This is a genomic window from Maritimimonas sp. 2210JD6-3, assembly GCF_056591795.1.
In genome coordinates this window covers 60,092-86,983 of the sequence record NZ_JBWQOJ010000005.1, presented here as the reverse complement: position 1 = coordinate 86,983, position 26,892 = coordinate 60,092, and the positions used below count along the sequence as shown (strand labels likewise).

Below are 26,892 nucleotides of genomic sequence, written 5' to 3'. Positions count from 1 at the left end.
TGTCTGAAAAATTTATATGTATATGAAACGAAGAACAGTAACTATATTTCTATTGATTGTATTTTTATCGATTGCAGCATTTTCTCAAAAAATAATGTATGCCAATAAGGAATATAAGATAAAAGGTAAAAAAATATTTTTTGAAGGGAAAGATGTTTCTGAGACTTTTTCTGAAAGTGAAAAGACAGCAATTTTTAAGAAATTAAAAGAGAAAAAAGCAAAAGAGAAAGAAATTAAAAAAGCTGAAAAACAAATTAAGAGAGAAGAGAAAAAACTGGCGAAAGCTGAAAAGGAACAGAAACGCCAAGAAAATGCGATAGATGCTTATGATGATGCCGTAGATAAGCTAGATAAAGCGCAAGCAAAATTCGAACGCTTACAAAGAAAAGGGAAACTTTCACCTAACGACGAGGTAAAGTGGCTTGATAAGATTGCAAAACTCAAAGAAAAAGTTGCGAAAAAGAAAAAGAAATTAAAATGACAAATTTTTATTTGTCTCCCTGAGAGAAAGCGAAGTGTCTGCTAAAAGAGAAGTTGAAACACTTCTTCAACCTTAGAAGCCAAAATCACCTTAATTTTATAGTTGGTTTTGGCTATTTTATTGAATTTAGAAACAATAATATTTGAGAAACCTAGTTTTTCTGCTTCTAAAATACGTTGATCAATTCTATTTACTGGGCGTATTTCGCCAGCAAGTCCTACCTCAGCTGCAAAACACATATCTTGAGGAATCGCTATATCTTCATTTGAGGATAAAATTGCGGCGACTACCGCTAAATCAATAGCAGGGTCATCTACGGTAATTCCGCCAGCAATATTTAAGAATACATCTTTAGCGCCTAAACGAAAACCAGCACGCTTTTCTAACACAGCTAAGATCATGTGTAATCGTTTAATGTTATAGCCCGTTGCAGAGCGTTGTGGCGTTCCGTACACAGCGGTACTGACTAAGGCCTGCACTTCTATCATCAACGGTCGCATACCTTCTAAAGTAGCACCAATAGCTGTTCCGCTTAGCGATTCATCTTTTTCTGAAATTAGTATTTCTGAAGGATTTTCAACTTCTCTCAATCCAGTACTCTGCATTTCATAAATACCCAATTCTGCTGTTGAGCCAAAACGATTTTTTTGAGCTCTTAGAATACGATAGGTATGATTTCGATCACCTTCGAATTGCAATACCACATCTACCATATGCTCTAAGATCTTCGGTCCAGCAATAGTACCTTCTTTGGTAATATGACCTATTAAAATAACAGGTGTATTGGTTTCTTTAGCATATTTAATAAGTTCAGCAGTTGTTTCACGAATTTGCGAAATACTACCCGGTGATGCTTCAATAAAGTCTGTATGTAAGGTTTGGATGGAATCGATCACAACAACTTCAGGTTGCTCTTCCTCTATTGATTTGAAAATATTCTGCGTTTTGGTCTCTGTGAGCACTAAGCAATTTGAGTTTTGATCACTTAATCTGTCGGCTCGCATTTTAATTTGCGACTGACTTTCTTCTCCAGAAACATAGAGTACTTTTTTGGTAATTGCGAGTGCTACCTGTAATAATAATGTTGACTTACCGATGCCAGGTTCACCTCCTAACAAGGTTACCGAACCTTTTACCAAACCACCACCCAGTACACGATTTAACTCATTATTTTGAGAGTGAATTCTATCTTCTTGCGTAATGATAACCTCATTAATCTTAACAGGCTTTGAAACTTTTTTAGCCGTTGAAGTTTGTTTCCAAGTTCTTTTTTCTTCTTTTTGAATGAGTTCTTCTACTATGGTATTCCATTCATTACAGGCAGTACATTTACCTACCCATTTGGCATATTGAGTACCACAGTTTTGACAGAAAAAAGAAGTTTTGGTTTTAGGCATTTTTAAAAATTATAACCAGCAGTGAATTTAAAATGACTGTTTCTTACATCTAATACACCTGAGGAAAATTGTTTAGAAATACTTGTTAAAGTAGATAGTCCTTGATAAAAACCTAATTCAAAAAAAAGATCGTTTATCTCAAACCCACCCCCAATGTTAAAGCCAAAGTCGATATCTTTTTCAATGAAGCCAGAATTAAATGATAACTTTTTCTGACTTAAAACAAAACCAACTTGAGGTCCAGCAAGAACATAGATTTTATCCCAGAATTTAAAATCTAAAGAAGCATTTAAGTAATTAAGTTTTGTGTCAATTTCTGCTAAACTATTACCTGAACGTTCAGATTTAACTCTATCCCCTTGTTGAGAATAACTTAATTTAGGTCTGAAACTTATTTTTTGACTCAATTCTAAATTATACAATAAACCAATCTGTAACCCAAACGAATCTTCAGCATTGATTTGTTTTTGGAATCCATCCGTAAAGTAGGAATAATTAACACCTGTAAATACTCCAAAATTTTCTTGCGCAACTATATTTAATGATCCAATTAATGATAATATGAGTAAACTTTTTCTCATTCTTCAATATATTTTAATTCGGTTTTTTCTCCATCAAAAATAGCATACGTAAAATGCGTGATCCAATCACCGGTATTGATATAAGTTGATTTTTCATTTAGTTCAATGGTCATGGGTAAATGTCTATGCCCAAACAGAAAATAATCATAGTGTTTGACTTTTAATTTTTGCTTACAGTATTGTACTAACCATTCGTTATCTTCTCCTAAAAACTTCGCATCTTCGTCACCTGAGATCATTTTATTTTTGGTAGATAAATATACGCCTAGTTTCATGCCTAAATCGGGGTGCAACCAACGATATAACCATTTTGAAAACGGGTTGGTAAATACCTTTTTCATACGCTTATACCCTTTGTCACCGGGTCCTAATCCGTCACCGTGCCCAATAAGAAAAGTTGTATCATTAATCACAAACTCTTTGGGTTCATGATACACAGGAACATTGAGCTCAATTTCAAAATAATCTCGCATCCAGAGATCATGATTTCCTACAAAAAAATGAAGATCAATACCACTATCCTTTAACTCAGCAAGTTTTCCTAAAATACGCACAAAGCCCTTTGGAACCACAGTTTTATACTCAAACCAGAAATCAAATAAATCACCTAGTAGAAAAATAGTATGGGCATCCTGTTTAACAGTATCCAACCACGCCACAAATTTTTTTTCACGAACTAAACTATCGGCATGGTTTGGCAAACCCAAATGTTGATCTGAGGCAAAATAAACCTTTTTATGTGCTGGTAGGTTTATCTTCATTCGCTATTTAAAAACGTTAAGGGCTTTTTGATATTCGTCTAAATGCTGATCTGAAGCATGCCACTCAGCATATGAGTTTTGTGTTTCATACAATTTCAATGAATGCAATCTAACACTTTGTGGTAAATGTTGTTGAATGATAGCTGCAAAATCAACAATCATATTCTCGCTCGTTGGTTGATACTCTACCAAAATGACTTTTGGCGAATGTTTTCTTATATCTTCGGCTAGCTCAGCATGCGGTGAATTCTTATTTAAAATCGTGGCATGATCGAAAACATCTACAATTTGTGATTTTACAATCTGTTTTAAGTCACCAAAATCGAGCACCATACCATTTTTTACATGCTCAGGATCATTAATGGGACTTCCAATTACAGTAACATATAATTGATAACTATGCCCATGTACATTTCGACATTTACCATCATAGCCATACAAGGCATGTGCGGTTTCAAAATCAAAATGTTTGGTAATTCGTATAATGCTCATAATTTTTTCTTAGTTGTTGAATTTACCGAAATGCCATAATACTCCAGACGGATCATGCATAAAGAATTCTTTTCCCCAATATTCTTCTTTAATATCAGTAAATCGAACTTTCTTATATTTTTTCTGAAGTCCTTTTTTTGACAATTCTATAAGGCAAGACTCCACATCATCTACTTCAAGAAAAAGCATAGAATTGTCAATCCAATCTTTAACAAAAGCATTTTGTAAATAAAAACCTATAGATTCACTCACTTTGAAATAAGACATGCTTTTATCTATCTCAATTTCTTCAAAGCCTAGTTCTTTATAAAAAACTCTCGATTCTTCATAATTCTTGGCACCAATAAATGCTCGTAAAGATTTAGACTGAAAATTCATTCTTATAGTATATTCAATGACTTACCTACTTTTGTAAACGCGGCAATCGCTTTATCTAAATGTTCTTTTGTATGCGCTGCAGATAATTGTACGCGTATTCTCGCTTTTTCTTTAGGTACTACCGGAAAGAAGAACCCGATGACATAAATACCTTCTTTTAGCAGTTCATCGGCCATCACTTGCGACAGTTTTGCGTCATATAACATTACAGGTACAATGGCAGCATCAGCACCTACTAAATCAAAACCAGCATCTTCCATACCTTTACGGAAATAGTTGGTATTCCATTCTAATTTATCTCGTAAAGAGGTGTCATTGGCTAATAAATCAAAAACTTTTATAGAAGCACCCACAATTGCTGGCGCCAGCGAATTTGAAAATAAATAAGGGCGTGAACGCTGACGTAAAATATCAATAATTTCCTTTTTTGCTGTGGTATATCCACCCATAGCGCCACCCAAGGCTTTACCTAAAGTTCCCGTAACAATATCTACGCGTTTCAATACATCTTTTAATTCAAGTGTGCCTCTTCCGGTTTTACCTATGAAACCTGCCGCATGACACTCATCTACCATGACCATAGCATCATATTTGTCCGCGAGATCACATATTTTATCGAGATCAGCTACGATGCCATCCATAGAAAAAACGCCGTCTGTAACAATGATCTTAAATCTAGCACCAGCTTTGTTTGCTTCTTGTAAACGCGCTTCTAATTCTTGCATATTATTATTTTCATAACGGTAGCGAGCTGCTTTACATAAACGTACACCATCAATAATTGAAGCATGGTTTAGAGAGTCAGAAATAATAGCGTCTTCTTTAGTTAATAAGGGTTCAAAAACCCCTCCGTTGGCATCAAAAGCGGCGGCATAAAGAATGGTATCTTCGAATCCGTAAAAATCAGCGATTTTTTGTTCTAATTCTTTGTGAATGTCTTGGGTACCACAGATAAAACGTACCGATGACATTCCGAATCCGTGCGTATCCATAGTATCTTTCGCAGCTTGAATAACATCAGGATGATTCGATAAACCCAAATAATTATTGGCACAAAAATTAATGACTTCCTCGCCCGTTGAGATTTTAATTACCGCGTCTTGTGATGACGTAATGATGCGCTCTCTTTTATATAAGCCTGCATCTTTGATGCTTTGTATCTCATTCTGTAAATGCTTTTGAATACTTCCGTACATATTTGTGTTAAGAAAATTATAATACAAAAGTAGCCAAATAACTTAGTTTTATGAATTCTTTATGATGAAATAGTAAAATCGTGTTAAACCGTTCTTAATCAAAAGTTAAATGAATTTTTTGTGCAGTTCTTTCCTATACTTTGGTTGCGAATAATCTTAATAACTTAAACTATTTCATATGAAAAAATCAGTACTCATTGTAGGAGTTTTTATGTTTGGTATTTTGAATCTTCAAGCACAAGATGATCATGATTTTATTAAAAATAAAACCTCTTTTGGAATTAAAGGAGGATTGAATTACAACTATCTGGTCGAAGACAAAACCGCTTTTTTTGATGCATTTAATTTTCATGGAGGTTTTTTTGCTGAAACTCGAATCACAAGAAAATGGAGCTTTCAGAATGAATTAATTTTCACAACCTCATCAATTTATAATTTCATTGAGGTTCCTTTGTTATTGAAATATCATATAAATGAAGAATGGAGCATATTTGCTGGGCCAAGCCTAGATTTTGCATTAGAAAATAATGAAGTAAACTCAGATGCAGAAACTCTTGGATTATCCATGGTAGTGGGTTCGCAGTATAACTTTTCAAAAAAGTTCTTTATAGATGCTAGATTTAATGCAGGCCTAACGAGACAAGTTGATTATGGTTTAAAGGAAACCTACAGGTCTTTTGTAAGAAATAGGTTTCAGTTAGGAATTGGTTACCGTTTCTAAAATTTACAAGTATCTTTGTTCTAAATAATTCTTGAATGGCAAGAGATGTAATTTTAAAAGAACGATGGGATCAGCTAGTAGCTATCTTATCTGAAAGATTCGCGGAAGGCGAAGACTTAGATATTGATGGTATCATCTATATGATTGGCGTTCAAGAATTAGGACAAGGATATCGTAAATTTAAGAAAGACGAGAAGGTAAATTTGATGCACATAGCAATATGTCGATTATTAGAACCTTTAGGGTACTACGAATTTGATTTTATTGATAAAGATGGTTGGCCTCATTACAAGACCAAAGAAGAACTGCCATTTTTAAAACCAGGTGAGCAGACTATTATGATGAAAGATGCGATTGTTTCTTACTTTTTAGAAAAAGAAGTTATATAGCTTCAAAAAACTTTCCAGGCAAGGGTCTTACAGCAGTTTTTAACTCAAGATGTAATAGTAATGTTGCTGTTTTATGTATTGGATAATTACAGTGTAAAGCGATGATATCTAACTGCTGTTTCCCTTCTTTTAAAAGATAATCATAGATTTTTTGTTCATCTTCAGGAAGATCGACAAAGAGCTGTTTTTGAATAGATGTATTTTTTGTTGAAGTATGCCAATCTAAGATGTATGCTAAATCTTTAGCTGATGTAAGTACCGAAGCTCTATTGGTTTTTATCAAAGCATTACAACCTTTACTATATGCATCAGTAATTCGTCCAGGAAGTGCAAACACATCACGATTGTATGAATTTGCCAGATCGGCAGTTATTAAAGAACCTCCTTTTTCTGCTGATTCTATGACTAGCGTTGCTTGTGACAATCCGGCAACAATACGATTTCGCTTTACAAAGTTTTCTCGATCAGGTTTAGTGCCCGACCAAAAATCTGTTAACAAACCCCCATTACTTTGCATTTTTAGCGCTTGTTTTTTATGCAAATCTGGATATATTCTGTCTAAGCCATGCGCTAAAACAGCGACAGTTTGTAAGCCAAATTCTAAAGCTAATTCATGCGCATAAATATCTACTCCATAAGCTAATCCACTCACAATAACGGGATTGAATTCTACAAGATCTTTAAATAAACTTTTTAGAAAATCTCGCCCATAACTTGTCATTTTACGAGTACCAACGATGCTTATAATCTTTTGATTTTTTAGATCAATAGCTCCTTTTTTAAAAAGTAAAATTGGCGCATCAAAACAATGTTTTAAGCGTTCGGGATAATCAGCATCTAAAAATGAGGTAGTATCAATATTGTTTTTTTCAATAAAACTAAATTCTTGATCAGTTCTTTTAAAAACAGTAGTTGTATCCTTAAATTGTTTTGCAATGGCTAGTCCGATTCCAGAGATCTTACTTAAGTTTGATGACTTTTCTTTGAAAACGGCTTCAGCACTACCACAGTGCATAATCAATTTTTTTGCATTGATGTCGCCGATGCCTTCAATTCGAGAAAGCGCCATTAAAAAGTAATTATTTTTAGCTCTCAATTATCCATCAGTTTGCTTTCAATATACAAAGTTTGTGTTAATAAAAAACGAAATGTATGCTTGACTAGGTGTCATTTTTTTTTACTTTTGTTATTAATGAAACTAGCCCAATATATTAGTGATCTTTTATACCGATATGAGTGTGTAATTGTGCCTGATTTTGGAGGATTTGTAACCAATTATAAATCGGCTAGTATTTCTTCTAATACATTTCATCCTCCGACAAAGCAGTTAACGTTTAATAGTCATCTTAAAAATAATGATGGTTTACTAGCAAATTATATTGCTTCTGTAGATAAGATGCCTTTTAAATCGGCCATGAACTTTATTAAGTTTGAAGTAAGTCAATGGAAAGAGCATCTAATTAATAATAAGCTAATTCTTGATGACATAGGTACGCTTAATAAAGATGATGATAAAATATTTTTCAAACCTCAAAAACAAATAAATTATCTTACAGAGTCCTATGGACTAAGCACTGTAATGACTCAGGAAGTTAAGAGAGAAACGTATAGAAAACAGGTTGAAAAAATTGAAGAAAAAGCACCTGTTTTAGTGTCTAAAACCCAAGAAGAAAAGACAAACTATCTAAAATATGCCGCAGCGTTTCTTATCGGAGCGACATTGTTGGCATTTGGAGGTAATGAATTATATAAATACAGTCAACGTAAACAGGAAGTAGCCGTTGCTAAAAAGCAACAAAAAGTTATTGAAGATAAGATACAGCAAGCTACTTTTATTGTTAGCGATCCGTTACCGTCGATTATTTTAGATGCTACACTTTCTACAAAACCATATCACGTTATTGCTGGGGCGTTTAGAATTCCTGAAAATGCAGATAGAATGATCACAATTTTAAAAGCAAAAGGTTTTGAAAATGCCAGAATTTTAGGTGTAAATCAATGGGGTTTGACTCAAGTTTCTTTTGATAGTTTCAATGACAGGTACGAAGCCTTGTCCATCTTAAATGAGGTGAAAAGAAGTGTCGATGAGAGCGCTTGGCTTTTGGTACAAGACCTTTAAAATTTCCTTTATTTTAATTCTACAGACCTGCAATTAATGTACCTTTGCGCAGTATTATAAATTCTAGTATTTAAGAGCTTCATTACATGAATATAAAAACACCTATAGAGTCCTTAACTGTTGTTACAGATCTTGTGTTGCCAGGGGAAACGAATCCGCTTAACAACCTTTTTGGAGGTGAATTACTAGCACGAATGGATAGAGCCTGTAGTATTGCTGCTAGAAGACATTGTAGTAGAATTGTGGTAACGGCCTCTGTGAATCATGTGGCGTTTAATAAGGCGGTACCTGTAGGTAGTGTTCTAACAATAGAGGCAAAAGTTTCTAGAGCTTTTAAATCTTCTATGGAGGTGTATGCAGATGTTTGGATCGAAGATCGAGAAAGTGGTGCAAAGACAAAAGTAAATGAAGCTATTTATACCTTTGTTGCGGTTGACAGAACAGGTACACCTGTAAAAGTACCTGAGGTAAAACCACAAACAGATTTAGAAAAACAACGTTTTGAAGGTGCTTTACGAAGAAAACAATTAAGTCTCGTATTGTCTGGAAGAATGAACCCTAAAGAGGCTTATGAATTGAAAGCACTCTTCATTGATAAATAGCAAATTACTTTGCTGCAATTGCCAGTAAATTTCCTTTGCTAATCCACGATTCAGGATTTTGCACTTGGTCATTTTTAAACAAACTGAATTTTAAGATGGTCTTTCCAGTAACGGCATCAGTATGAATAGTGCCAATATCTTGTTTCGTATTAATGGTTTGCCCTGATTTTACCAATACATTATCTAAGTTTCTATAAATAGAAATATAATTACCATGCTGAATCAACACCATTTTTTTTCTGCCTGGTTCTAGTTGAATTGCTAGCACTTTACCCTTAAAAATAGCTCTTGCTTTGGCTTTGGGCTCTGTGGCGAGATGTATGCCATTACTTTGAATCGTAATACCTGGCATAGTAGGATGTTTTTGTTTTCCAAACTTTCTTACCAATACATAGCGTTCTATTGGCCATGGTAATTTTCCTTTATTAGCAATAAAACTTGAAGCAACTAGACGCTCTTCTGGAGACATAGAAAATGCAGAGGATTTTCTATTTGTTTTTTTATTAGAAGACGCAATGGCTTCAGTAATTAATTTTTGAATTTGACGATTAATTTTAGCTTCTTCAGCTTGCTTTTTCCTAATAAATGTAATGTGCTTTTGCTCTTCTTTCTTTACTTTATCAACAAGTCTTAACTGTGAATTTTTTTCTTTTTTTATACTATCCTGTTCTTTATCATGTAAGGCAATAAGTAATACTTTTTCATCTTGTCTAGCAACTAAAGAATCAGTAAGAGAAGTTAATTTTAAGCTTTTAAATTTTATTGCTTCTCCCTGTTTTTTTCTATAGGCACCGTACTGTTTTAAGTATTGCAAACGTTTATAGGCCTGCGTAAAACTTTCAGACGAAAGTAAAAACATCAAACGACTTTGTTTAGTCTTACTTTTGTATGATTGCACGATCATGTCGGCATATTCTTTCTTAAGTTTGTCTAGTGAATTTTCAAGATCGGTTATTTGGCTTTTATTTTTTTCAATTTCGTTAGCCAATACTATTTCTTCCTCTTTAATAGTATAAATAAGTTTATCGCGAATGTTAATAACTTTGTTTAGGTCTTCAAGTTCAGAAAGTAAAGCTTCTTCTTTTTGTTTTGTTTGAAATAAAAGCTTTTGTGCTTTTTGTATTTCTTTTCTATGGTGCTCACGCTTTTTCTCTAATTCTATTTTAGACTGCGCATTGACTGGAGCAATTACGACAAAAGAAATACAAATGAAGAAAACAAATCGAAACCTCATGAAGACAAATCTATTTATTTTTTGCGTCTTTATACTCATTTTAGCTTTATTTCTTTATACCCTTCGGGTATTTTAAAAGGAAAATAAACATCTTTATTAAATTGAATAGAGCGGTACTCTACATCAATAGTTGTGACATTTTTTTTATCTTTAGCAGTAATGAATATTTTTTTTGGAAGCAGTTCACCATCAAATCTATTGTATTCACTATAATCAATAGTAAGTTGTTTATTTTCATTTATTTGCTGAATTTTTTGACTATCTAATTTAAAATGCTCACTATTTATAAAATAGAAAATATCAAATAATTCGTAAGGTTTTTTAGGCGACAGTTGGTAATTACTTTCTTTTACATCAACTAAGTGTTTTTCTCTTTTTAAGTTTAGAATTGCTTCACCGAATAATAGGTTCTGCACTTTTTTAAAGTCTAGATCGGTACCCAACCAATTACTTAGTAACGTAAAATCCCCATCAAAATAGGTTTTATTAATTTTTTCATAATAACTTACCCTATCTTTTGTAATTAATATTTTTCCTATTGGAAACCCTATTTTAGATAAATTAATCCAAATGGTTTTGTCTTTTTCCATTCGTAAAGACGCAGTAACTCCAGGTAGGTTGTTTTTACCTTTATATTTTACCTTTAATCGGGCAATAACAGTTTCCTTATCTAAACTATTATTATAGTGATTTTTTATAATCTTATTTGCACTCATTCCTTTTACAGTGCCAGATGTAGCTACTGATTTTGATTTACATGAAATAGCAATAACAACCAATAAAACTACGAATAGTATTCTTTTTAGTACCATTATGATTTTTTATTACGTTTTTCTTCAGCTAATTTAAGATACTTATTTGACTCAGTAGTATTACCCAGTGCTTTATAACTAAACATTAACTCATCATAAAAATCGGCTTCTGTGGCATAGTCATCTATAACATAATCTAGACCATTCTTTAGATGTGATATAGCCTCTTGATACTTTTTCAATTTATTCAAACCTTTGGCGAGCATTAAATATACATAAGGTTGTGCTGGGTATAAATCAGTTCCTTTTTTACTTTCTATCACTAAGTCACTAAATTGATTTGATAAAAATTGCTCGGCTAAAATTTGCTTTAAAACAGAAAAAGTTTTGTTTTGAGCATAAACTTTTTTTAATTCTACCAAGGTTTGTTTTTGTAATTGCTTAGGTTGATCAACTTGAGGTTTCGCAATTTTTCCTTTCGGAAAAAGAGACTCTTTAAAAGGCTCTAAACTTTCTGTAATTAATCCTTTATCTTCTAAATCTCTCAGTAAATTTCTCGCCTCTTCAATTTTGCCGTTACGTATATAGAGAATAATGAGATCAGCTCGATACTGTGAATCTAATTTGACAATTTTTTGTTGTACTTCTAAAGCTTGAATGTAATCTTTTTCTTTTACATGGATATTTTTTAAATGCTGTAGTAAAAAGATGTTTTCAGGTTGCATTTTCAGGGCTTGATTTGCCATTGCAATGGCTTCAAAAAACTTTTCTTGTGCAAAATAATTTTTTGAGAACTCAAAGATTACAGCTAAATCTTCTTTACGAATATTTTGGCATTTCTCTAAAGCTTCAATGGCCTTGTCATAATTACCAATTGCTTTTTGTTGTAATGCTTCAAAAAAGAATTTCTGAAAGTTTAATTCTTGTTGCTCAAGCTGCAATTCACGCATGTTTTTCTTTGCTGCGAGGCTATCGAGCACTTCCTCTTGTTGAGCAAATGAAAACGAAATTACCAATGAAGTAAAAACAGTAAGAAATCTATGTCTTACAAAATATAACATATAATCTAAATCAACTTCGAATAATCGCCAATACTAATAGACGTAAAATCTCCATTATATTCAACATTATTTCCTATCATGGCATTGTCTAAATTGGCATTTTTTATTTTTGTGTTACTTTGAATTAACGAATTTTGTATCGTAGAATCTTCAACAACACAATCTGTGCCAAGAGAAACATTGGGACCAATTTTAGTATTTACTAACCGAACATTATCTCCAATATAACAAGGTTGTATAATCTCAGAATTCTCTAAAATTACATTTTTTGACACAAGATTTTGACCCTCAGCATGCGCAAATTGTAACACTCTACCGTTGGTTTCAACAGTAATTTCTTTATTGCCACAATCCATCCATTCATCTACTTTACCAGGAACAAATTGAGCACCTTTTTGCTTCATGTTTTCAAGTGCGTTTGTGAGTTGATACTCTCCTTTATCCTTAATGTCATTATCAAGTAAGTACTGAATTTCCTCTCGTAGAACACCACCATCTTTAAAATAATAGATTCCTATAATGGCTAAATCAGAGATAAAAGTTTCAGGTTTTTCAACAAAATCAGTAATAATACCATCTTGTAATTTTATGACACCGTATGCACTTGGGTTTTCTACTTGTTTAACCCAAATAGCTCCATCTTTACTTGCATCTAAGGTGAAATCTGCCTTAAATAAAGTATCTGCGAAGGCAACTACACAAGGTCCTTCTAAAGAATTTTTGGCACATTGAATCGCATGTGCAGTACCTAGAGCTGTTTCTTGAATATTAACAACGCCCTTAGCTCCTAAACTTTCAGCAATGGCAAGCAATTTTTGCTCAGTATCTTTAGGAAAAGTGGGACCTATAACAAATGCAATTTCTTCAACATCTTGTTTTAATACTTTTACAATATCTTCTACAAGGCGCTGCACTATAGGTTTACCAGCAATTTTTGTGAGTGGTTTGGGTATTGTTAATGTGTGTGGTCTTAATCGCGAGCCAATACCCGCCATAGGTACAATAATCTTCATTTTTTTCTTTTTTCGAATGCCGCAAATATAGCTAAAATACTAACAGCTTATCTTTACTTATTCTCTAACGAAAAGGCACCCAATTTATTGGTATAATAGAAAGAAATAGTATGTTTTTTACAGGTGTTTTCCCAAAGATTAACAAAACTCTTATAATTTGAGTTATCAGCAATGATTAACTCAGGCTTAAATTTGTCGATTAGTCGATCTAGGTTGATTTTTGGAGATTGTGTCAATAAGATGCTTTTTGGAGCTAGATTTTTAATATCATAAACACCTAAACTATCAACGATTAATAGATCATGCTCTACTAATTGTGTTGGCTGAATTTCATTTTTAATTGTCCAGTGTTTTAACATATTCTTTTGTATAAGAGATTTGATGTTATAATCGGTTGATTTTATAGAGTCATTACTATAAAAATTTACAACTTGTCCAGATCGTTTGGCAATTAATGATGACTGGTTCTTGTTGAAAATTATAACATTTGTTGCAATACTATTTTTAAATTTTTCATAAGCAAACATGGTTTGTATAAGTGCTAAAGAAGATAGAACATAGATCAAATTTTTATAGGATTTTTTTCTCAAGAATACATAAATACTTAAAATAAATAAGTATGAAGTGATTAATAAGAAGATCGAGAAGTATATATTCTCGAATATAAATGCTTCTTTAGTTGCAACCCAGTTTATAAATTGATTCATATTATGAATGATGTAATCATAAATTGTAACAAGGGTTTTATGTAAGAGCCCGGCAAATGACAGTAGTATAATAATTAAGCCAAAAGAAAGGATAAAACCTAAGAGCGGAATAATGATGATATTAGTTAAGAAGAATAATCCTGGGAATTGATGAAAATAATATAAACTCAATGGCAAAACACCTAACTGCGCAGCCAACGACACCGTAAGTAATTTCCAAAAATAGTGTATGATTTTAAATTTAGGGCGATATGTTTTTTCAATAATAGGTTGAAAAGATACAATTGAAAAAACAGCGGCATAACTTAGTTGAAAACCAACATCAAAAACATAGAAAGGATATATTAGTAGCAGTATGAATATTGAAAAAATAAGTGCATGATGAACATTCTTTTGACGATTTCCTAAAACAGCAAAAGTAATAGCGCTAAACATGGTTACTGCTCTTACTACTGAAGCAGAAAGTCCTGCGATGAATGCGAAAATCCAAAGTAAAACAACAATGATAATTACACTTATGGTTTTACCATGTTTGAGACGATGTAAAGGACGTAAAATTAGACTTAGAAAGAGGGTAATAATACCGATATGTAAGCCCGAAATAGCTAGTATATGAATGGCTCCAGCTTTAGTGTAGTTTTCTTTTAATTCTTTTGAAATTTCTTGCCGCTCTCCTAATAATAATGAATTGATAATTGCCAATTCATCACCGTTAAAACCAGAAACCCTGAGGTTTTTAATTACTCTTTTTCTGAATTGATAAGCGAAGCCTTTGAGGGTAGATGAACCCTTCGACTCTTTTAAAAACGCACCTGCGCTTATCGAGACTTGATGTAATATATTTTGTTTTTTTAGATATAATTTATAGTTAAATTGATAAGGGTTTTTAGGAGCTTCAATTTCACTTAAAGTAGCTTTAACGATTAGTCTGGTATCCACATTTAGCCCTTCAAACAAAGAATCCTTTTTTACTCTAAGTAGAATTTTTCCTTTTGACTTGTTAGCACCAACTTGAATTACTTCTGCTTTATATCTGTAGTAATAATCTGTGGGATTTAATATTGAACGAACTTTTAAAACCATAGTTTCATTAGCAGAAAATTTTGTGTAATGATTTTTTTGAAAGTTTCCCTTTCTAAAAGAAATAGCCTGTATTCCTATACAAAAGAATAGCAAGAATGATAAAATAGAAAAACTATAAGATGGTTTTAATTGTTTATTGGTAAAAAAATAAGACATGGTAAGTAATAGTAATATACTACTCGTAATTAATACTATTACTGAACTATTTATATTTAGGTAAAAGCCAGTTATACTACCCAATAGTAAGCAGATACATAATTGAAACGGAATATATTTCAGCAATGACATATAAATAAATTTAGCTAAAATTCTAAACAAAAGCACTTTAAATACCATTTATTGTAAAAAACAGACCGTTTATTAAGAAAGTGTGTAGTTTGGTAAGTTTTAGTTAAAAGGCTGATAATAAGCTACTATATTTGAGTAAATAATACATGTGCCTATAGATGGAAAATTACTAGTAAAAGAAAAATTTAGAGTTATTTAATTTAAAAGTCTCAACTGTTTCATGATACAAGGGAGGCTTTTTTTAGTTCTCATCAGTAAGTTTTTTACGAACTTCGCGACTTTCCTCGAACCTAGCGCATTTGAAACCTAAAATTACTTTTAGTCAGATAAATAAATTAGCAATACCAGCTATTATTTCAGGTATTGCTGAGCCATTATTGTCTATTACAGATACTGCTATTGTTGGTAATGTAGATTTGAACCCTGTTGAGTCGTTGGCAGCAGTGGGCATTGCAGGCTCTTTTTTATCGGCATTATTCTGGATTCTTGCGCAAACGCGATCAGCCATTTCAGCCATTATTGCTCAATATTTAGGTGCTAATAAATTAGCAGCGATAAAAACACTACCAGCTCAAATTATATTCATAAATGTAGGCCTTAGCGCAGTATTATACATTATTACACTCTTTTTTGTCGAAGCTATTTTTAGACTGTATAATGCAGAAGGATTAATACTCAACTATTCGGTAGCGTATTACAAGATTAGGGCGATTGGGCTGCCATTTACCTTGTTTACATTTTCGGTTTTTGGTGTATTTCGGGGTATGCAAAATACGTATTGGCCCATGATCATCAGTATCATTGGTACTGTATTAAATATTGTATTAGATTATGTATTTATTTTTGGTGTAGAGGGATTTATTCCTGCCATGCATATTCAAGGGGCTGCTTATGCTAGTGTCATTGCTCAAATAACGATGGCTCTATTTGCATTTGTGTTAATGCTTAAAAAAACACCTTTTAATTTAAAATTTACAATCCCCTTTAACAAAGAGATTAAACGTTTGCTAAGTCTCAGTTTTAATTTATTTATAAGGGCTTCTGCACTAAATATTGCCCTATACTTCGCGAATGCTTATGCTACTAAGTATGGTGATAATTATATTGCTGCACAAACGATTGCTTTTCAAATATGGTTGTTTTTTGCTTTTTTTATAGATGGATATTCAAGCGTTGGTAATATTGTTTCAGGAAGATTATTAGGAGAAAAAGATTATAAAAATCTTTGGAAATTGAGTATAGATCTTACAAAATACGCTGTGGTTATAGCAGCTATTTTAGCCGTGGTTTGTTTTGTGTTTTACAAACCAATTGGGAACTTATTTACGCAAGATACTTTAGTACTAGATCATTTTTATGCTGTTTTTTGGATAGTTGTTCTTATGCAACCATTAAATGCAATTGCTTTTATTTTTGATGGACTATTTAAAGGGTTGGCCGAAGCAGTAACACTTAGAAATACCTTATTAATAGCTACTTTTTTAGGATTTATACCCGTGTTATTAACTGCAGATTATTTTGGGTTAAAACTACATGGCATTTGGATAGCTTTTACCGTTTGGATGTTTTTAAGAATGGCCATTCTTATAGTCAAATTCAGAAAGAAATATTTGATTAAAACGTAAACTACTTAATAGGAATAAACAAGCTGTAATTATTTTTCTGTTAGTTCTAAGAAAATATCCTGGAGTGATCCACTAATGATATTATTTGAATTTTCAACTTTTAATTGAAAATCGGCTTTTTGATTATCGAGCCAAGTAACACCATCTAAGAGCGCAAAAAGATTTGACAATGTATCTATTTGAGTTTGTTTAATTATTTTAAATAAGACAGATCTTTCATTTGAATCTAGTCTTTCAAAAAAGTTCAAAGCTTCTGTCCAATATGAATCTGTGGCTTCACTTTTGCTTGTGTTTTTGAAGAGATCTTTATAAATAGACAAATTCTCGTCGATAATTAATTTTTTAATTTCAGTTACAAATTCGCTGGCTTCCATAATAATATAGTTTAAGTGCTTATTTCTTTAATCTAGCTTCTGTTGTTGACGTTTGAGAGGTTAAGTTTTTATAGATTAAGGAGGCAGCTTCTTCGCTAGCCCCTTTACCTCCCAATTTTTGTTCAAGCTCATAATAATCTTCGAATAATTGCTCTCGATGTTTACCTTCTAATATATTTGTAAGTTCTTGCGCTAATCTTTTGGTATTAAAATCACCTTGAATGAGTTCGGTGACAACTTCTTTATCCATGATAAGATTCACAAGAGAAATAAATTTTAAAGTGATAATTCGCTTCGCTATTTGATACGATATATTCCCTGCTTTATAACACACAACTTGTGGTACTTTAAACAATGCTGATTCTAAAGTAGCAGTTCCCGAAGTAACTAAAGCTGCATATGCTAATGTTAAGAGATCATATGTTTTATTATTTACAAAGCGAACATTGGTAGAACCCATAATCTGCTTATAAAAACTGTAATCTTGGCTTGGCGCACCAGCAATCACAAACTGATAATCTTTAAATTTATCAACCATAGTAAGCATAACAGATAACATCTTAGTAATTTCTTGTTTTCTACTACCAGGAAGCAACGCAATAATAGGCTTATCACTGAGATCATGCGCTTTTCTGAAAGAACTTTCATCAATTTTAGATTTATCAGCTATAGCGTCTAATAAAGGATGACCAACAAAGGAAACTTGATAATTGTATTTTTTATAAAAATCTTTTTCGAAAGGCAAGATAACATACATCTTATCAATGTCTCTTTTAATGGCTGTTACCCTGCTGGCGCGCGAGGCCCATACTTGAGGAGAGATATAATAATTAGTTGTAAGCCCTTGTTGTTTCGCCCATTTGGCAATACGTAAATTAAAACCAGAATTATCAATAAAAATTATTAGATCAGGACGGTATTGAGCAATATCTTTCTTACAAAATGAAATAAATCCCAGGATTTTTCTTAAGTTTCCAATGACTTCAGCAAAACCCATAAAAGAACGCTTCTTGTAATGAACTACCAACTCACCTCCAACGTGTTCCATTAGATCACCACCCCAAAAACGAAACTCAGCATTTGGGTCTTGCTTTTGCAAAGCTTTCATCAAATTTGAAGCATGTAAGTCTCCTGAAGCTTCACCCGCAAGTAGGTAATATTTCATCTATAAAAATTGCGTAATTAAAATAATAAAGGCTACGATAAAAGTAGCAATTAAAACACCTCTTGCTTTATAGTCTTGTTTCTGTTTAATAAAGGCAAAAAATGCGAGTAAATTGGGTATTGCCGAGATACTTAATACCATACCTAATAATTTCTTTTCTCGCACAACCTGTAATGCTTCAGAAAAGGTGCCTTGCAGTGCAAGCTCGACATATAAGTAAAATCCTATTGTTGTGGTTAAAAGCCCAACTAAAATTCCTGTAAAAATATGTTTGCGAATCATAGATCCCAGTTGTTTAATTTTTGAATATAATGATGTGCAGTAAGATCAAACTGTGTAGGTACTACAGAGATATATCCATTTTCTAATGCCCAAATATCAGTGTCTTGACCATGATCTAAATTTTCAAATTTCCCAGACAGCCAATAATAATCTTTTCCTAACGGATTGGTGCGCTTGTCAAAATCTTCTTTCCAGATTCCATGCGCCTGTCTGCAAATTTTAATTCCTTTGATAGCTTCTTTTTCAAGTTCAGGAATATTTACGTTTAAAACAACGCCTTCGGGAAGTTTGTTTTTAAGAACACTGAGCGTAATTTTTTTTACAAACTCTTTTGAAGGACGAAAATCAGCATCCCAATTATAGTCAAGTAAAGAAAATCCGATAGCAGGTACTCCTTCAATACCTGCCTCTACTGCAGCACTCATGGTACCAGAATAAATTACATTGATTGACGAGTTAGAACCATGATTAATGCCAGAAACACATAGATCAGGCTTTTTATTTAATATTTCATTCACTGCCATTTTTACACAATCTGCAGGAGTACCTGAGCAGCTATACTCTAATTGTGGACCATCATCAACCGTCACGGGGTTGCAATGTAATACATCATTAACGGTTATAGCATGCCCCATACCGCTTTGAGGGCTATCGGGAGCTACAACAACAACATCACCAATCTCATTCATTACAGAAATTAAGGTACGAATTCCGGGAGCTGTAATACCATCATCGTTTGTAACGAGAATCAAAGGTTTTTCATTCATATTTGAAAAATTAGTCAAGCAAAACTACTATTTTTTAACCTTAGAAACTTTATAAATGTTTAACATTTTGTTAGTAACCGCGTAGCCTTAAAAACAGTATTATTGTACTTCTCCAAAATTATCTAATGATGAAGCCTAAAAATCTATTTTTTATAATAGCTTTCTTTTTTCTGTCGTTAACTTTTGTAGAAGCACAACAAAAAAATCAATGCCCTTGTTGTACGAGTGCTCATGATGAATTTAATTTTTGGTTAGGAGAATGGATCGTTTATGACGTTAATGATAAGATTGTTGGCACAAATACCATTACAAAAGAGTATAATAATTGTGTGATGAAAGAGCAATGGAAATCTTCTGGGGTTAACCGAGGAACTAGTTATAATTATTATGATACGAAAGAAAAAACATGGAATCAGCTATGGGTGGACAATTCTGGCTTTAATTTAACGTTAAAAGGTAGCTATATTGATGGAAAGATGGTGCTAAAAAGCGCATTAGTTGATGGTGAAAAAGGGAAATATTACAACCAAATCACCTGGAAACTTAACGATGATAAGTCTGTTACACAAGTGTGGGAGATTTTTTCAGAGCAACAAAAACTAGTACAAGAAGTCTTTCGAGGGATATACAAAAAAACTGTTAAATAGGCTATATTTACGATAATTGGCATTATTTTAGTAGTTGACTTAATGAACTAAATGAACCGATTGATAGAATATATGAAAAGAAATTATAAGATAATAGTACCACTGGTACTATTGACAGGAATCTTACTGAGTTTTACGTTTAAAAAACAAGCTAAAGATCCTGAAAAGGATAAGATTTTATTAGGATTAATTCGATACGCCTTGACGCAAGGACATTATGATCCTCAAGATATTAATGATGATTTTTCTGCATCGGTTTATGATGATTTCATCGACGGATTAGATCCAACTAAGCGATTTTTTACGCAAGAAGATTTAAAGACCTTCGCTTTTTATAAGGATAAAATTGACGATCAGATTAAAAATGAAGATTTAACATTTTATAATATCGTGTATGATAGATATGCAAAAAGATTGAAAGAAACCCGTGCTTTTTATAAAGAAATCTTAAAACATCCATTTGATTTTAGTAAGGATGAAAACCTTAATGTAGATTATGATACTAAGCCTTTTGCGAAAAACGAAGTAGAGCTTATCCGTAATTGGAGAAAACAACTAAAACTAAATACCTTAGTGAGGTTGCACGAAAATTTAGAGTCAGAAAAAGAGAAACAAAAAGAAGATGCTTCTTATAAAATGAAATCTTTTGAAGACCTTGAAAAAGAATCTAGAGAATCTACACAAAAAAGTATGGAGGATTTCTTCGATTTTATGGATGACTTAGATGACAACGATTGGTTCTCGGTTTTTATTAATAGTATTTCTGGTGAATTCGATCCACACTCAACCTATTTTGCTCCAAGAATCAAAAAGAAGTTTGATATTGATATGGCTGGAAAAGTAGAGGGCATAGGCGCTCGTTTACGTAGAAAAGGTGATTTTACCGAAGTTGCTGAATTAGTATCAGGTGGTCCAGCTTGGCGAGATGGTCAGTTAGAAGTGGGTGATATTATCTTAAAAGTAGCACAGGCCGAAGCAGAACCTTTAGATATAGTTGGTATGCGCCTAGACGATGCTATAGAATTTATCAAAGGTAAAAAAGGAACTGAAGTTAGGCTGACAGTTAAAAAAATAGACGGTACTACGAAAATTATTCCAATCATAAGAGATATTGTAGAGTTAGAAGAAACATTTGCCAAAACTTCTGTAGTAAAGAAAGATGGTAGAAAATTTGGCGTGATTAACCTTCCAAAATTTTATATCGATTTTAGTGAACGTAATTTTAGAAATTCAGCTACAGATATGGCGCGTGAAATAGAGCGTATGAAACAAGAAAATGTAGAAGGGTTATTAATTGATCTTAGAAATAATGGCGGAGGTTCACTTGAAACAGCGATTGCCATTGCAGGATTATTCATCGAAGATGGCCCGGTAGTGCAAGTTAAATATCGTGATGGAAAACCTAAAGTGAGAAAAGATAAAGATATTGCAATTCGTTGGAATAAACCAGTAGTAGTATTAGTAAATGAACTTTCAGCTTCAGCTTCAGAGATTTTTGCTGCTGCTATGCAAGATTATAATAGGGCAGTCATTATCGGTAGTAAGCAAACCTTTGGTAAAGGAACTGTACAAAATGTATTACCATTAAACAACTACTATAAGTATGATAAAGACCTAGGCGCTTTAAAGATGACAATTCAGAAGTTCTATCGTGTAAATGGTGGTTCTACACAATTAAAAGGAGTAGCTTCAGATGTGGCAATGCCAGGAAGATATACCTATATGAATATTGGTGAACGTGATGAAGAGAATCCTTTAGCATGGGACAAGATTGAGAATGCAAATTATAAAACGTGGGATAACTATAGTAACTTCAATGAAGTAGTAAATAACAGTAAAAAACGAATTGAGAATAATTCGCAATTTATATTGATTGACAAAAACGCGAAGTGGTTAAAAGAAGGACAAGATGAAAATGAAGTAACGCTAAATTATAAAGATTATGTTCAAAAATTAGAAAAAAGAGAAGCAGAAAGTAAAAAATTTAAGGCAATTTACGATTACAAAAATAATCTTACATTTGAATCACCTGCTTACGAAAAACCTCTAGTTGCCCAAGACAATACCTTAGCAGATAAGCGTAAAGCTTGGCATAGAAACCTTACAAAAGATATTTATATTGAAGAAGGTATTAATGTTTTGGCAGAATTAAAATTAAAGAAGTATCAAGCATTTGTAAAACACTAATTTTATATACTAAGTGTCAAATTCACTTACACAATTAGCCCTGAAAAAGTTTAAAAAGAACCGCTCAGGGCTTTTTAGTTTTTGGTTTATTATTGCAATAGGTATTGTTGCTATTTTTGCATACTTATTTGCTCCCGACGACTCTAGTAATGCAAACCAAATGCACCTTGAAATACATTCTAAAAAGCCTGGTTTTAAAGTAATGATGCTTACAATTCCTTCAAAGGAATCCAATCAAGAATCTTTTATAAGCACCCTTTTTTTTGGCAAACAACATGTGGGAACAGAAATACCAATTTCTGAATATAAGATTGTTGGTGACGAGCTTGAAATAAAACCATACGTAGAGGGTAATATAGAAAGACAAATTCAAAAATTCCCGATAGCCTTATTTGAAGGAAATCCAGAAAAATTTATAAAAGAGAAGAAATTTATTTTAGGAACCGATAAGTATGGTAGAGATCTCTTAAGTAGAATGTTAATCGGTGCCAGAATTTCATTTTTCATTGGTTTTATTGCTGTTTTTATATCCTTAGTTATTGGGATAACCATTGGCGCTATTGCTGGATATTTTGGAGGTAAAATAGATACCTTCATCATGTGGCTTATAAACATTACTTGGTCAATACCTACCCTATTACTTGTTATCGCGATCACATTAGCTCTAGGAAAAGGTTTTTGGCAGGTTTTTATTGCAGTGGGTTTAACCATGTGGGTAGAGGTTGCACGTGTAGTTAGAGGCCAAATAATTAGCACTAAAGAGCAACAATATGTAGAAGCAGCTAAAGCCTTAGGTTTTTCTGATGCTAGAATTATATTTAGGCATATTTTACCCAATATCATGGCTCCTGTTATTGTTATTTCTGCTGCCAATTTTGCCGCTGCCATTTTAATAGAAAGTGGGCTCAGTTTTCTGGGTATTGGTGCACAACCTCCAACACCTTCTTGGGGCGCCATGATCAAAGATCATTATAGTTATATTATTTTAGGCAAAGCCTATTTGGCCGTGATTCCTGGTCTTGCGATTATGAGTTTAGTAATGGCATTTATGTTAGTAGGTAATGCGATGCGCGATGCGCTAGATGTTAGAAATTAAATGGAAAAAACAGCCGAGTTTATTTTACCTTTGTTTCTGTGTTAGTAGCATTTCAGAAACATATAAACAGGCAATTTCCCTTCTTAAAAGGCAAAAAACTTCTCATAGCTATTTCGGGCGGTATAGATAGTGTAGTTGTAACACATGTATTACATGCATCTAAATTTGACTTACAGTTAGCACATTGTAATTTTCGCTTACGCGGAAAAGAATCTGATAGAGATGAACAGTTGGTACATGAATTAGCAAAAAATCTAGGCTTAGTAATACACACTAAGAAATTTGATACAGAACGATATGCTCAAAAAAAGAAGTTGTCTATACAAATGGCGGCGCGTCAATTACGATACAATTGGTTTGATGAACTTTTAAAAGTAAATAAGCTCGATTATATTGTTACGGCACATCATTTAAATGACAGTCTTGAAACGTTTCTTATCAACTTGACTCGAGGCACAGGATTAGAAGGACTTACCGGGATTCCTGAAATGAACAATACGGTTATTCGCCCATTATTAGCGTTTTCAAGAGCGCAAATTGAAACTTTTGCCAATGAAAACGATATCATTTGGCGAGAAGATGCTAGTAATGCTGAAACGAAATATATTCGTAATAAAATTCGACATGAAGTGATTCCTTTGTTGGAGGAAATAAACCCTAACCTACTATATTCTTTTAGAAACACAACAACCTATTTACAACAAAGCCAAGAAATTATAGACGATAGAATAATTGAAGTAGTAAAAGATGTAATTACAGAGAAAGACAGCAAACTCAAAAAATTTGATATTGCCAAAATTAAAGGGCTATCGCATCCACGAGCGTATTTATATGAACTCCTAAAAAAATACAATTTTACAGAATGGAATGATGTTTACAGCCTTTTAGATGCCCAATCTGGTAAGCAGGTTCTAAGCGCTACACATCGATTAATTAAAGACCGCAATTTTTTGTTACTAGAAGAGCTATTAGAAGAAAACAAAGTAACAGATTTTACTATTAATGAAGACGATAGAGCACTTACAACGAATGAATTTTCCATGCTCTTAAACGAAGTTAAGCATGCTGAATTAGTCAATAAAAATCATTATAAAGTATATGTAGATGCTGATAAACTTTGCTTTCCGTTAACGTTAAGAAAATGGCAAGAAGGCGATTATTTTTACCCTTTAGGAATGAAAGGTAAAAAGAAGTTGAGTAAATACTTTAAAGATGAAAAGCTATCATTACTAAACAAAGAACGAGTATGGTTACTTTGTACTGAAAACAAAATCATTTGGGTTGTTGGTAAGCGTCTTGATGACCGATTTAAGGTAACTAAAGAGACGAAAAAAATACTTCAAATAGAATACAAAGAAGCATAGTATATTTGTACGAATAGAATTTCGAAAATGGATAAAGAAATTGAAAAGCAGCTACAACAGCTCAAAAATAAATACGATGCCATAGGTCAAGATCTAGATACGCACTTAGATGGCTTATTACGAAGTAAACCCATAACGTATTGGGACTATATTCAAACCGATGCATTATTAAACCTTCAAGTTCAAAGAACGGTCTTGCCAGATGAAATGGTATTTATTATGTATCATCAAATCAATGAGCTCCTATTTAAGATGATACTTTGGGAGATTAATCAAGTATCAGATAATGAAGAGTTGACAACTGCTTTTTTTGCTTCTCGATTAATGCGTATTAGTCGTTATTTCGATATGCTAGCCACTTCTTTCTCTATTATGCAAGAAGGTATGGAACGTGACCAATATTTGAAATTCAGAGATACTTTAACACCTGCTAGTGGTTTTCAAAGTGCACAATATCGACTTATAGAGTTTTGCTCAACAGAGCTGGTTAATCTTATTGATTATCGTTTTAGAAAGACAATAGATAGAAATACACCTTTTGAGCATGCCTTCGAACATTTATATTGGCAAGCAGCAGGTAAAGATTATAAAACAGGTAAAAAACTCTATTTTCTTGAACAGTTTGAAGAAAAATATAAAGACACCTTCTTGAGAACTATGAAAGAATACAATAGTATTAATTTGTATGCTAAATTTAAGTCATTACCAAAGAAAGATCAAGAGAATATAGATCTTAGAAATGCGATGCGACATTATGATCACACCGTGAATGTTCGTTGGGTAATGTCTCATTATAATGCAGCTCAAAAATACATTGGTGGTGAAGATATAGAAGCGACTGGAGGAAGTGAATGGCAAAAATACATGCACCCAAGATTTCAACGTCGTATATTTTTCCCAGATTTATGGAGTCAAGAGGAACTTGATAACTGGGGAGTAGATAATCTAACTTCTCATAAAATATTGTTATAAGTAATTCGTTTGATTAAGAGTTTAACCAAAAATTAAAATGACAATTATGAAAAAAGTAATTCTATTTTTATGTATTACTATATCTTTATTTTTCACCTCATGTAGTGATGATGACTCTATTTCTGATCCTTTTATTGGTCAATGGAAACTACAATCGATTACTTTTAATGGTAACTCAATTGATTTAGGTTGTGATGCTGATGGAAATATATTTTCTATATCTGATGAGGATGGAACGAGTATATATCAGAGAATTTAAACTCCTTTAGACATTTAGTTTTTTTGGAGTTTTTATTTTTGGAACAGTAATTGTATTTCTACCTGATAAAGGGAAATATTATGTATAAAATTAAACTTATCATACTTATAGTATTTGCTGCAGTTACTGTTGCAGCGCAGTCCGAACCCGAGGCATTTAAAAAAGGAGAATGGCTTAAATACCGTATTAGCTATAGTAACTTTTTAAATGCTGGTAATGCGACATTACAAATAAAAGAAACAAAGAATAATGGTAAAGAAGCGTTTCATATTGTAGGAAAAGGAAAAACTACAGGTGTAATAAGCTGGTTTTTTAAAGTAAAAGACAACTATGAAACCTATTTTTATAAAGAATCGTTATTACCCTATCGATTTATAAGAAAGATAAACGAAGGAGGTCATACCAAAGATAAAGAATTACTATTCGATCAAGATGCGAATACAGTATTGGTTAAAAATAAAAAGAAAAATAGAGAGAAAACGTATAAATTAACAACAGATGTCCAAGATATGGTTTCTACACTATACCATTTAAGAAATCATGATCTAAGCACCATGAAAACAGGAGACGAAGTCTCTCTTACTATGTTTTTTGATGAAGAAGAATATAAATTTAAACTTCGATTTCTCGGAAAAGAAACCATAAAAACGAAATTTGGTAAGGTAGCATCGTTAAAGTTTAGACCTGTTGTTCAAGCGGGTCGTGTTTTTAAGGAGCAGGAAAGTTTAACGGTGTGGGTAAGTGCCGATGAAAATAAAATACCACTGCGTATAAAAGCATCCTTGGCTGTCGGATCGTTACGTGCTGATTTAGATGCCTATAAAGGATTAGCGAATTCTTTTCCAATTATATTTTAACAGAATCCTTAACAAAAATTTCGTTTAAAATAGTAGTTTTGT

The 26,892-nt window shown here is 32.7% G+C and carries 29 protein-coding genes; 13 read left to right on the top strand and 16 right to left on the bottom strand.

Going from position 1 to position 26,892, the window contains the following annotated elements; all coding sequences use genetic code 11:
* The first annotated feature begins 22 nt into the window (after positions 1-22).
* On the top strand, positions 23-481 hold the full coding sequence (locus tag AC1EUY_RS04195) for a hypothetical protein (RefSeq protein WP_480194250.1): 459 nt from the start codon (positions 23-25) through the stop codon (positions 479-481).
* Between the two features lie 41 nt (positions 482-522).
* Here AC1EUY_RS04195 and radA read toward each other — a convergent pair whose 3' ends face one another.
* From radA to kbl, 6 genes are read right to left on the bottom strand one after another with little or no spacing between them, the layout of a single operon-like run.
* A complete protein-coding gene (gene radA, locus AC1EUY_RS04190) occupies positions 523-1,878 on the bottom strand; it encodes a DNA repair protein RadA (RefSeq protein ID WP_480194249.1) in 1,356 nt (451 codons plus the stop codon).
* 2 nt (positions 1,879-1,880) lie between these two features.
* Positions 1,881-2,459, bottom strand: a complete 579-nt coding sequence (locus AC1EUY_RS04185; RefSeq protein WP_480194248.1) for an outer membrane beta-barrel protein — start codon at positions 2,457-2,459, stop codon at positions 1,881-1,883.
* Complete coding sequence (locus AC1EUY_RS04180; RefSeq protein WP_480194247.1) at positions 2,456-3,220, bottom strand: UDP-2,3-diacylglucosamine diphosphatase; 765 nt, start codon at positions 3,218-3,220, stop codon at positions 2,456-2,458. Before AC1EUY_RS04180 ends, AC1EUY_RS04185 begins: the two co-directional genes overlap by 4 nt.
* 3 nt (positions 3,221-3,223) lie before the next feature.
* Positions 3,224-3,712 carry a 6-pyruvoyl trahydropterin synthase family protein gene (locus AC1EUY_RS04175; protein ID WP_480194246.1) on the bottom strand — a complete coding sequence of 163 codons (489 nt, stop codon included), beginning with the start codon at positions 3,710-3,712 and terminating at the stop codon, positions 3,224-3,226.
* Positions 3,713-3,721: 9 nt separating this feature from the next.
* A complete protein-coding gene (locus AC1EUY_RS04170) occupies positions 3,722-4,090 on the bottom strand; it encodes a VOC family protein (RefSeq protein WP_480194245.1) in 369 nt (122 codons plus the stop codon).
* A gap of 2 nt (positions 4,091-4,092) precedes the next feature.
* Positions 4,093-5,286, bottom strand: a complete 1,194-nt coding sequence (gene kbl, locus AC1EUY_RS04165) for a glycine C-acetyltransferase (RefSeq protein WP_480194244.1) — start codon at positions 5,284-5,286, stop codon at positions 4,093-4,095.
* 178 nt (positions 5,287-5,464) lie between these two features.
* Between kbl and AC1EUY_RS04160 the strand changes: the two genes are divergently transcribed.
* Positions 5,465-6,007, top strand: a complete 543-nt coding sequence (locus AC1EUY_RS04160; RefSeq protein WP_480194243.1) for a porin family protein — start codon at positions 5,465-5,467, stop codon at positions 6,005-6,007.
* 35 nt (positions 6,008-6,042) lie between these two features.
* Positions 6,043-6,396 carry a hypothetical protein gene (locus tag AC1EUY_RS04155; RefSeq protein ID WP_480194242.1) on the top strand — a complete coding sequence of 118 codons (354 nt, stop codon included), beginning with the start codon at positions 6,043-6,045 and terminating at the stop codon, positions 6,394-6,396.
* On the opposite strand, the gene dprA is transcribed toward AC1EUY_RS04155, so the two are convergent.
* Positions 6,389-7,465 carry a DNA-processing protein DprA gene (gene dprA / locus AC1EUY_RS04150; RefSeq protein ID WP_480194241.1) on the bottom strand — a complete coding sequence of 359 codons (1,077 nt, stop codon included), beginning with the start codon at positions 7,463-7,465 and terminating at the stop codon, positions 6,389-6,391. The genes AC1EUY_RS04155 and dprA overlap by 8 nt on opposite strands.
* A 123-nt stretch (positions 7,466-7,588) precedes the next feature.
* Here dprA and AC1EUY_RS04145 point away from each other — a divergent pair, with 123 nt between their 5' ends.
* Together AC1EUY_RS04145 and AC1EUY_RS04140 are read left to right on the top strand one after the other, a co-directional pair.
* Positions 7,589-8,515 carry an HU domain-containing protein gene (locus AC1EUY_RS04145; protein WP_480194240.1) on the top strand — a complete coding sequence of 309 codons (927 nt, stop codon included), beginning with the start codon at positions 7,589-7,591 and terminating at the stop codon, positions 8,513-8,515.
* Between the two features lie 86 nt (positions 8,516-8,601).
* On the top strand, positions 8,602-9,117 hold the full coding sequence (locus tag AC1EUY_RS04140; RefSeq protein ID WP_480194239.1) for an acyl-CoA thioesterase: 516 nt from the start codon (positions 8,602-8,604) through the stop codon (positions 9,115-9,117).
* Positions 9,118-9,121: 4 nt separating this feature from the next.
* Here AC1EUY_RS04140 and AC1EUY_RS04135 read toward each other — a convergent pair whose 3' ends face one another.
* From AC1EUY_RS04135 to AC1EUY_RS04115, 5 genes are read right to left on the bottom strand one after another with little or no spacing between them, the layout of a single operon-like run.
* A complete protein-coding gene (locus AC1EUY_RS04135) occupies positions 9,122-10,351 on the bottom strand; it encodes a murein hydrolase activator EnvC family protein (RefSeq protein ID WP_480194238.1) in 1,230 nt (409 codons plus the stop codon).
* 35 nt (positions 10,352-10,386) lie between these two features.
* The gene (gene lolB1 / locus AC1EUY_RS04130; protein ID WP_480194237.1) at positions 10,387-11,163 is read right to left on the bottom strand and encodes a lipoprotein insertase outer membrane protein LolB1; all 777 of its coding nucleotides are present in this window, start codon (positions 11,161-11,163) and stop codon (positions 10,387-10,389) included.
* Positions 11,163-12,164, bottom strand: coding sequence for a tetratricopeptide repeat protein (locus AC1EUY_RS04125; protein ID WP_480194236.1), 1,002 nt, complete (start codon positions 12,162-12,164; stop codon positions 11,163-11,165). Before AC1EUY_RS04125 ends, lolB1 begins: the two co-directional genes overlap by 1 nt.
* Positions 12,165-12,169: 5 nt before the next feature.
* Positions 12,170-13,177: a sugar phosphate nucleotidyltransferase gene (locus AC1EUY_RS04120; protein ID WP_480194235.1), complete on the bottom strand. Its 1,008-nt coding sequence runs from the start codon at positions 13,175-13,177 to the stop codon at positions 12,170-12,172.
* Positions 13,178-13,230: 53 nt separating this feature from the next.
* Positions 13,231-15,255: a ComEC/Rec2 family competence protein gene (locus AC1EUY_RS04115; RefSeq protein WP_480194234.1), complete on the bottom strand. Its 2,025-nt coding sequence runs from the start codon at positions 15,253-15,255 to the stop codon at positions 13,231-13,233.
* Between the two features lie 299 nt (positions 15,256-15,554).
* Here AC1EUY_RS04115 and AC1EUY_RS04110 point away from each other — a divergent pair, with 299 nt between their 5' ends.
* A complete protein-coding gene (locus tag AC1EUY_RS04110) occupies positions 15,555-16,880 on the top strand; it encodes an MATE family efflux transporter (protein WP_480194233.1) in 1,326 nt (441 codons plus the stop codon).
* Between the two features lie 29 nt (positions 16,881-16,909).
* On the opposite strand, the gene AC1EUY_RS04105 is transcribed toward AC1EUY_RS04110, so the two are convergent.
* The 4 genes from AC1EUY_RS04105 to surE are packed head-to-tail and all read right to left on the bottom strand — an operon-like array spanning position 16,910 to position 19,468.
* A complete protein-coding gene (locus AC1EUY_RS04105; protein WP_480194232.1) occupies positions 16,910-17,254 on the bottom strand; it encodes a hypothetical protein in 345 nt (114 codons plus the stop codon).
* A gap of 19 nt (positions 17,255-17,273) precedes the next feature.
* On the bottom strand, positions 17,274-18,419 hold the full coding sequence (gene lpxB / locus AC1EUY_RS04100; RefSeq protein WP_480194231.1) for a lipid-A-disaccharide synthase: 1,146 nt from the start codon (positions 18,417-18,419) through the stop codon (positions 17,274-17,276).
* Entirely contained in the window at positions 18,420-18,701 is a 282-nt protein-coding gene (locus AC1EUY_RS04095; RefSeq protein WP_480194230.1) for a hypothetical protein, read from the bottom strand.
* On the bottom strand, positions 18,698-19,468 hold the full coding sequence (surE, locus tag AC1EUY_RS04090; RefSeq protein WP_480194229.1) for a 5'/3'-nucleotidase SurE: 771 nt from the start codon (positions 19,466-19,468) through the stop codon (positions 18,698-18,700). Before surE ends, AC1EUY_RS04095 begins: the two co-directional genes overlap by 4 nt.
* 125 nt (positions 19,469-19,593) lie before the next feature.
* Here surE and AC1EUY_RS04085 point away from each other — a divergent pair, with 125 nt between their 5' ends.
* The 7 genes from AC1EUY_RS04085 to AC1EUY_RS04055 all read left to right on the top strand — a co-directional run bounded on the left by AC1EUY_RS04085 (position 19,594) and on the right by AC1EUY_RS04055 (position 26,850).
* On the top strand, positions 19,594-20,115 hold the full coding sequence (locus AC1EUY_RS04085; protein WP_480194228.1) for a hypothetical protein: 522 nt from the start codon (positions 19,594-19,596) through the stop codon (positions 20,113-20,115).
* Between the two features lie 72 nt (positions 20,116-20,187).
* The gene (locus AC1EUY_RS04080) at positions 20,188-22,302 is read left to right on the top strand and encodes a carboxy terminal-processing peptidase (protein ID WP_480194227.1); all 2,115 of its coding nucleotides are present in this window, start codon (positions 20,188-20,190) and stop codon (positions 22,300-22,302) included.
* 13 nt (positions 22,303-22,315) lie between these two features.
* Positions 22,316-23,398, top strand: coding sequence for an ABC transporter permease (locus AC1EUY_RS04075; protein ID WP_480194226.1), 1,083 nt, complete (start codon positions 22,316-22,318; stop codon positions 23,396-23,398).
* A 38-nt stretch (positions 23,399-23,436) separates the two neighbouring features.
* Positions 23,437-24,762 (top strand): tRNA lysidine(34) synthetase TilS, encoded by a 1,326-nt coding sequence (tilS, locus tag AC1EUY_RS04070; RefSeq protein WP_480194225.1) that lies wholly within the window; start codon positions 23,437-23,439, stop codon positions 24,760-24,762.
* Between the two features lie 27 nt (positions 24,763-24,789).
* The gene (locus AC1EUY_RS04065; protein WP_480194224.1) at positions 24,790-25,734 is read left to right on the top strand and encodes a tryptophan 2,3-dioxygenase family protein; all 945 of its coding nucleotides are present in this window, start codon (positions 24,790-24,792) and stop codon (positions 25,732-25,734) included.
* A gap of 37 nt (positions 25,735-25,771) precedes the next feature.
* Positions 25,772-25,993: a hypothetical protein gene (locus tag AC1EUY_RS04060; protein WP_480194223.1), complete on the top strand. Its 222-nt coding sequence runs from the start codon at positions 25,772-25,774 to the stop codon at positions 25,991-25,993.
* Positions 25,994-26,073: 80 nt separating this feature from the next.
* Positions 26,074-26,850, top strand: coding sequence for a DUF3108 domain-containing protein (locus AC1EUY_RS04055; RefSeq protein ID WP_480194222.1), 777 nt, complete (start codon positions 26,074-26,076; stop codon positions 26,848-26,850).
* Positions 26,851-26,892 lie beyond the last annotated feature (42 nt).

Bases quoted from the DNA above. Each gene is read 5' to 3' on its own strand.
- AC1EUY_RS04080 (WP_480194227.1), top strand. From the start codon at position 20,188: ATGAAAAGAAATTATAAGATAATAGTACCACTGGTACTATTGACAGGA.
- AC1EUY_RS04170 (WP_480194245.1), bottom strand. From the start codon at position 4,090: ATGAATTTTCAGTCTAAATCTTTACGAGCATTTATTGGTGCCAAGAAT.
- AC1EUY_RS04085 (WP_480194228.1), top strand. From the start codon at position 19,594: ATGATGAAGCCTAAAAATCTATTTTTTATAATAGCTTTCTTTTTTCTG.
- lpxB (WP_480194231.1), bottom strand. From the start codon at position 18,419: ATGAAATATTACCTACTTGCGGGTGAAGCTTCAGGAGACTTACATGCT.
- radA (WP_480194249.1), bottom strand. From the start codon at position 1,878: ATGCCTAAAACCAAAACTTCTTTTTTCTGTCAAAACTGTGGTACTCAA.
- dprA (WP_480194241.1), bottom strand. From the start codon at position 7,465: ATGGCGCTTTCTCGAATTGAAGGCATCGGCGACATCAATGCAAAAAAA.
- AC1EUY_RS04180 (WP_480194247.1), bottom strand. From the start codon at position 3,220: ATGAAGATAAACCTACCAGCACATAAAAAGGTTTATTTTGCCTCAGAT.
- kbl (WP_480194244.1), bottom strand. From the start codon at position 5,286: ATGTACGGAAGTATTCAAAAGCATTTACAGAATGAGATACAAAGCATC.
- AC1EUY_RS04140 (WP_480194239.1), top strand. From the start codon at position 8,602: ATGAATATAAAAACACCTATAGAGTCCTTAACTGTTGTTACAGATCTT.
- AC1EUY_RS04095 (WP_480194230.1), bottom strand. From the start codon at position 18,701: ATGATTCGCAAACATATTTTTACAGGAATTTTAGTTGGGCTTTTAACC.
- AC1EUY_RS04105 (WP_480194232.1), bottom strand. From the start codon at position 17,254: ATGGAAGCCAGCGAATTTGTAACTGAAATTAAAAAATTAATTATCGAC.
- AC1EUY_RS04155 (WP_480194242.1), top strand. From the start codon at position 6,043: ATGGCAAGAGATGTAATTTTAAAAGAACGATGGGATCAGCTAGTAGCT.
- surE (WP_480194229.1), bottom strand. From the start codon at position 19,468: ATGAATGAAAAACCTTTGATTCTCGTTACAAACGATGATGGTATTACA.
- AC1EUY_RS04145 (WP_480194240.1), top strand. From the start codon at position 7,589: ATGAAACTAGCCCAATATATTAGTGATCTTTTATACCGATATGAGTGT.
- AC1EUY_RS04055 (WP_480194222.1), top strand. From the start codon at position 26,074: ATGTATAAAATTAAACTTATCATACTTATAGTATTTGCTGCAGTTACT.
- AC1EUY_RS04195 (WP_480194250.1), top strand. From the start codon at position 23: ATGAAACGAAGAACAGTAACTATATTTCTATTGATTGTATTTTTATCG.
- AC1EUY_RS04175 (WP_480194246.1), bottom strand. From the start codon at position 3,712: ATGAGCATTATACGAATTACCAAACATTTTGATTTTGAAACCGCACAT.
- AC1EUY_RS04135 (WP_480194238.1), bottom strand. From the start codon at position 10,351: ATGAGGTTTCGATTTGTTTTCTTCATTTGTATTTCTTTTGTCGTAATT.
- AC1EUY_RS04160 (WP_480194243.1), top strand. From the start codon at position 5,465: ATGAAAAAATCAGTACTCATTGTAGGAGTTTTTATGTTTGGTATTTTG.
- AC1EUY_RS04120 (WP_480194235.1), bottom strand. From the start codon at position 13,177: ATGAAGATTATTGTACCTATGGCGGGTATTGGCTCGCGATTAAGACCA.
- AC1EUY_RS04185 (WP_480194248.1), bottom strand. From the start codon at position 2,459: ATGAGAAAAAGTTTACTCATATTATCATTAATTGGATCATTAAATATA.
- lolB1 (WP_480194237.1), bottom strand. From the start codon at position 11,163: ATGGTACTAAAAAGAATACTATTCGTAGTTTTATTGGTTGTTATTGCT.
- AC1EUY_RS04125 (WP_480194236.1), bottom strand. From the start codon at position 12,164: ATGTTATATTTTGTAAGACATAGATTTCTTACTGTTTTTACTTCATTG.
- AC1EUY_RS04115 (WP_480194234.1), bottom strand. From the start codon at position 15,255: ATGTCATTGCTGAAATATATTCCGTTTCAATTATGTATCTGCTTACTA.
- AC1EUY_RS04065 (WP_480194224.1), top strand. From the start codon at position 24,790: ATGGATAAAGAAATTGAAAAGCAGCTACAACAGCTCAAAAATAAATAC.
- AC1EUY_RS04060 (WP_480194223.1), top strand. From the start codon at position 25,772: ATGACAATTATGAAAAAAGTAATTCTATTTTTATGTATTACTATATCT.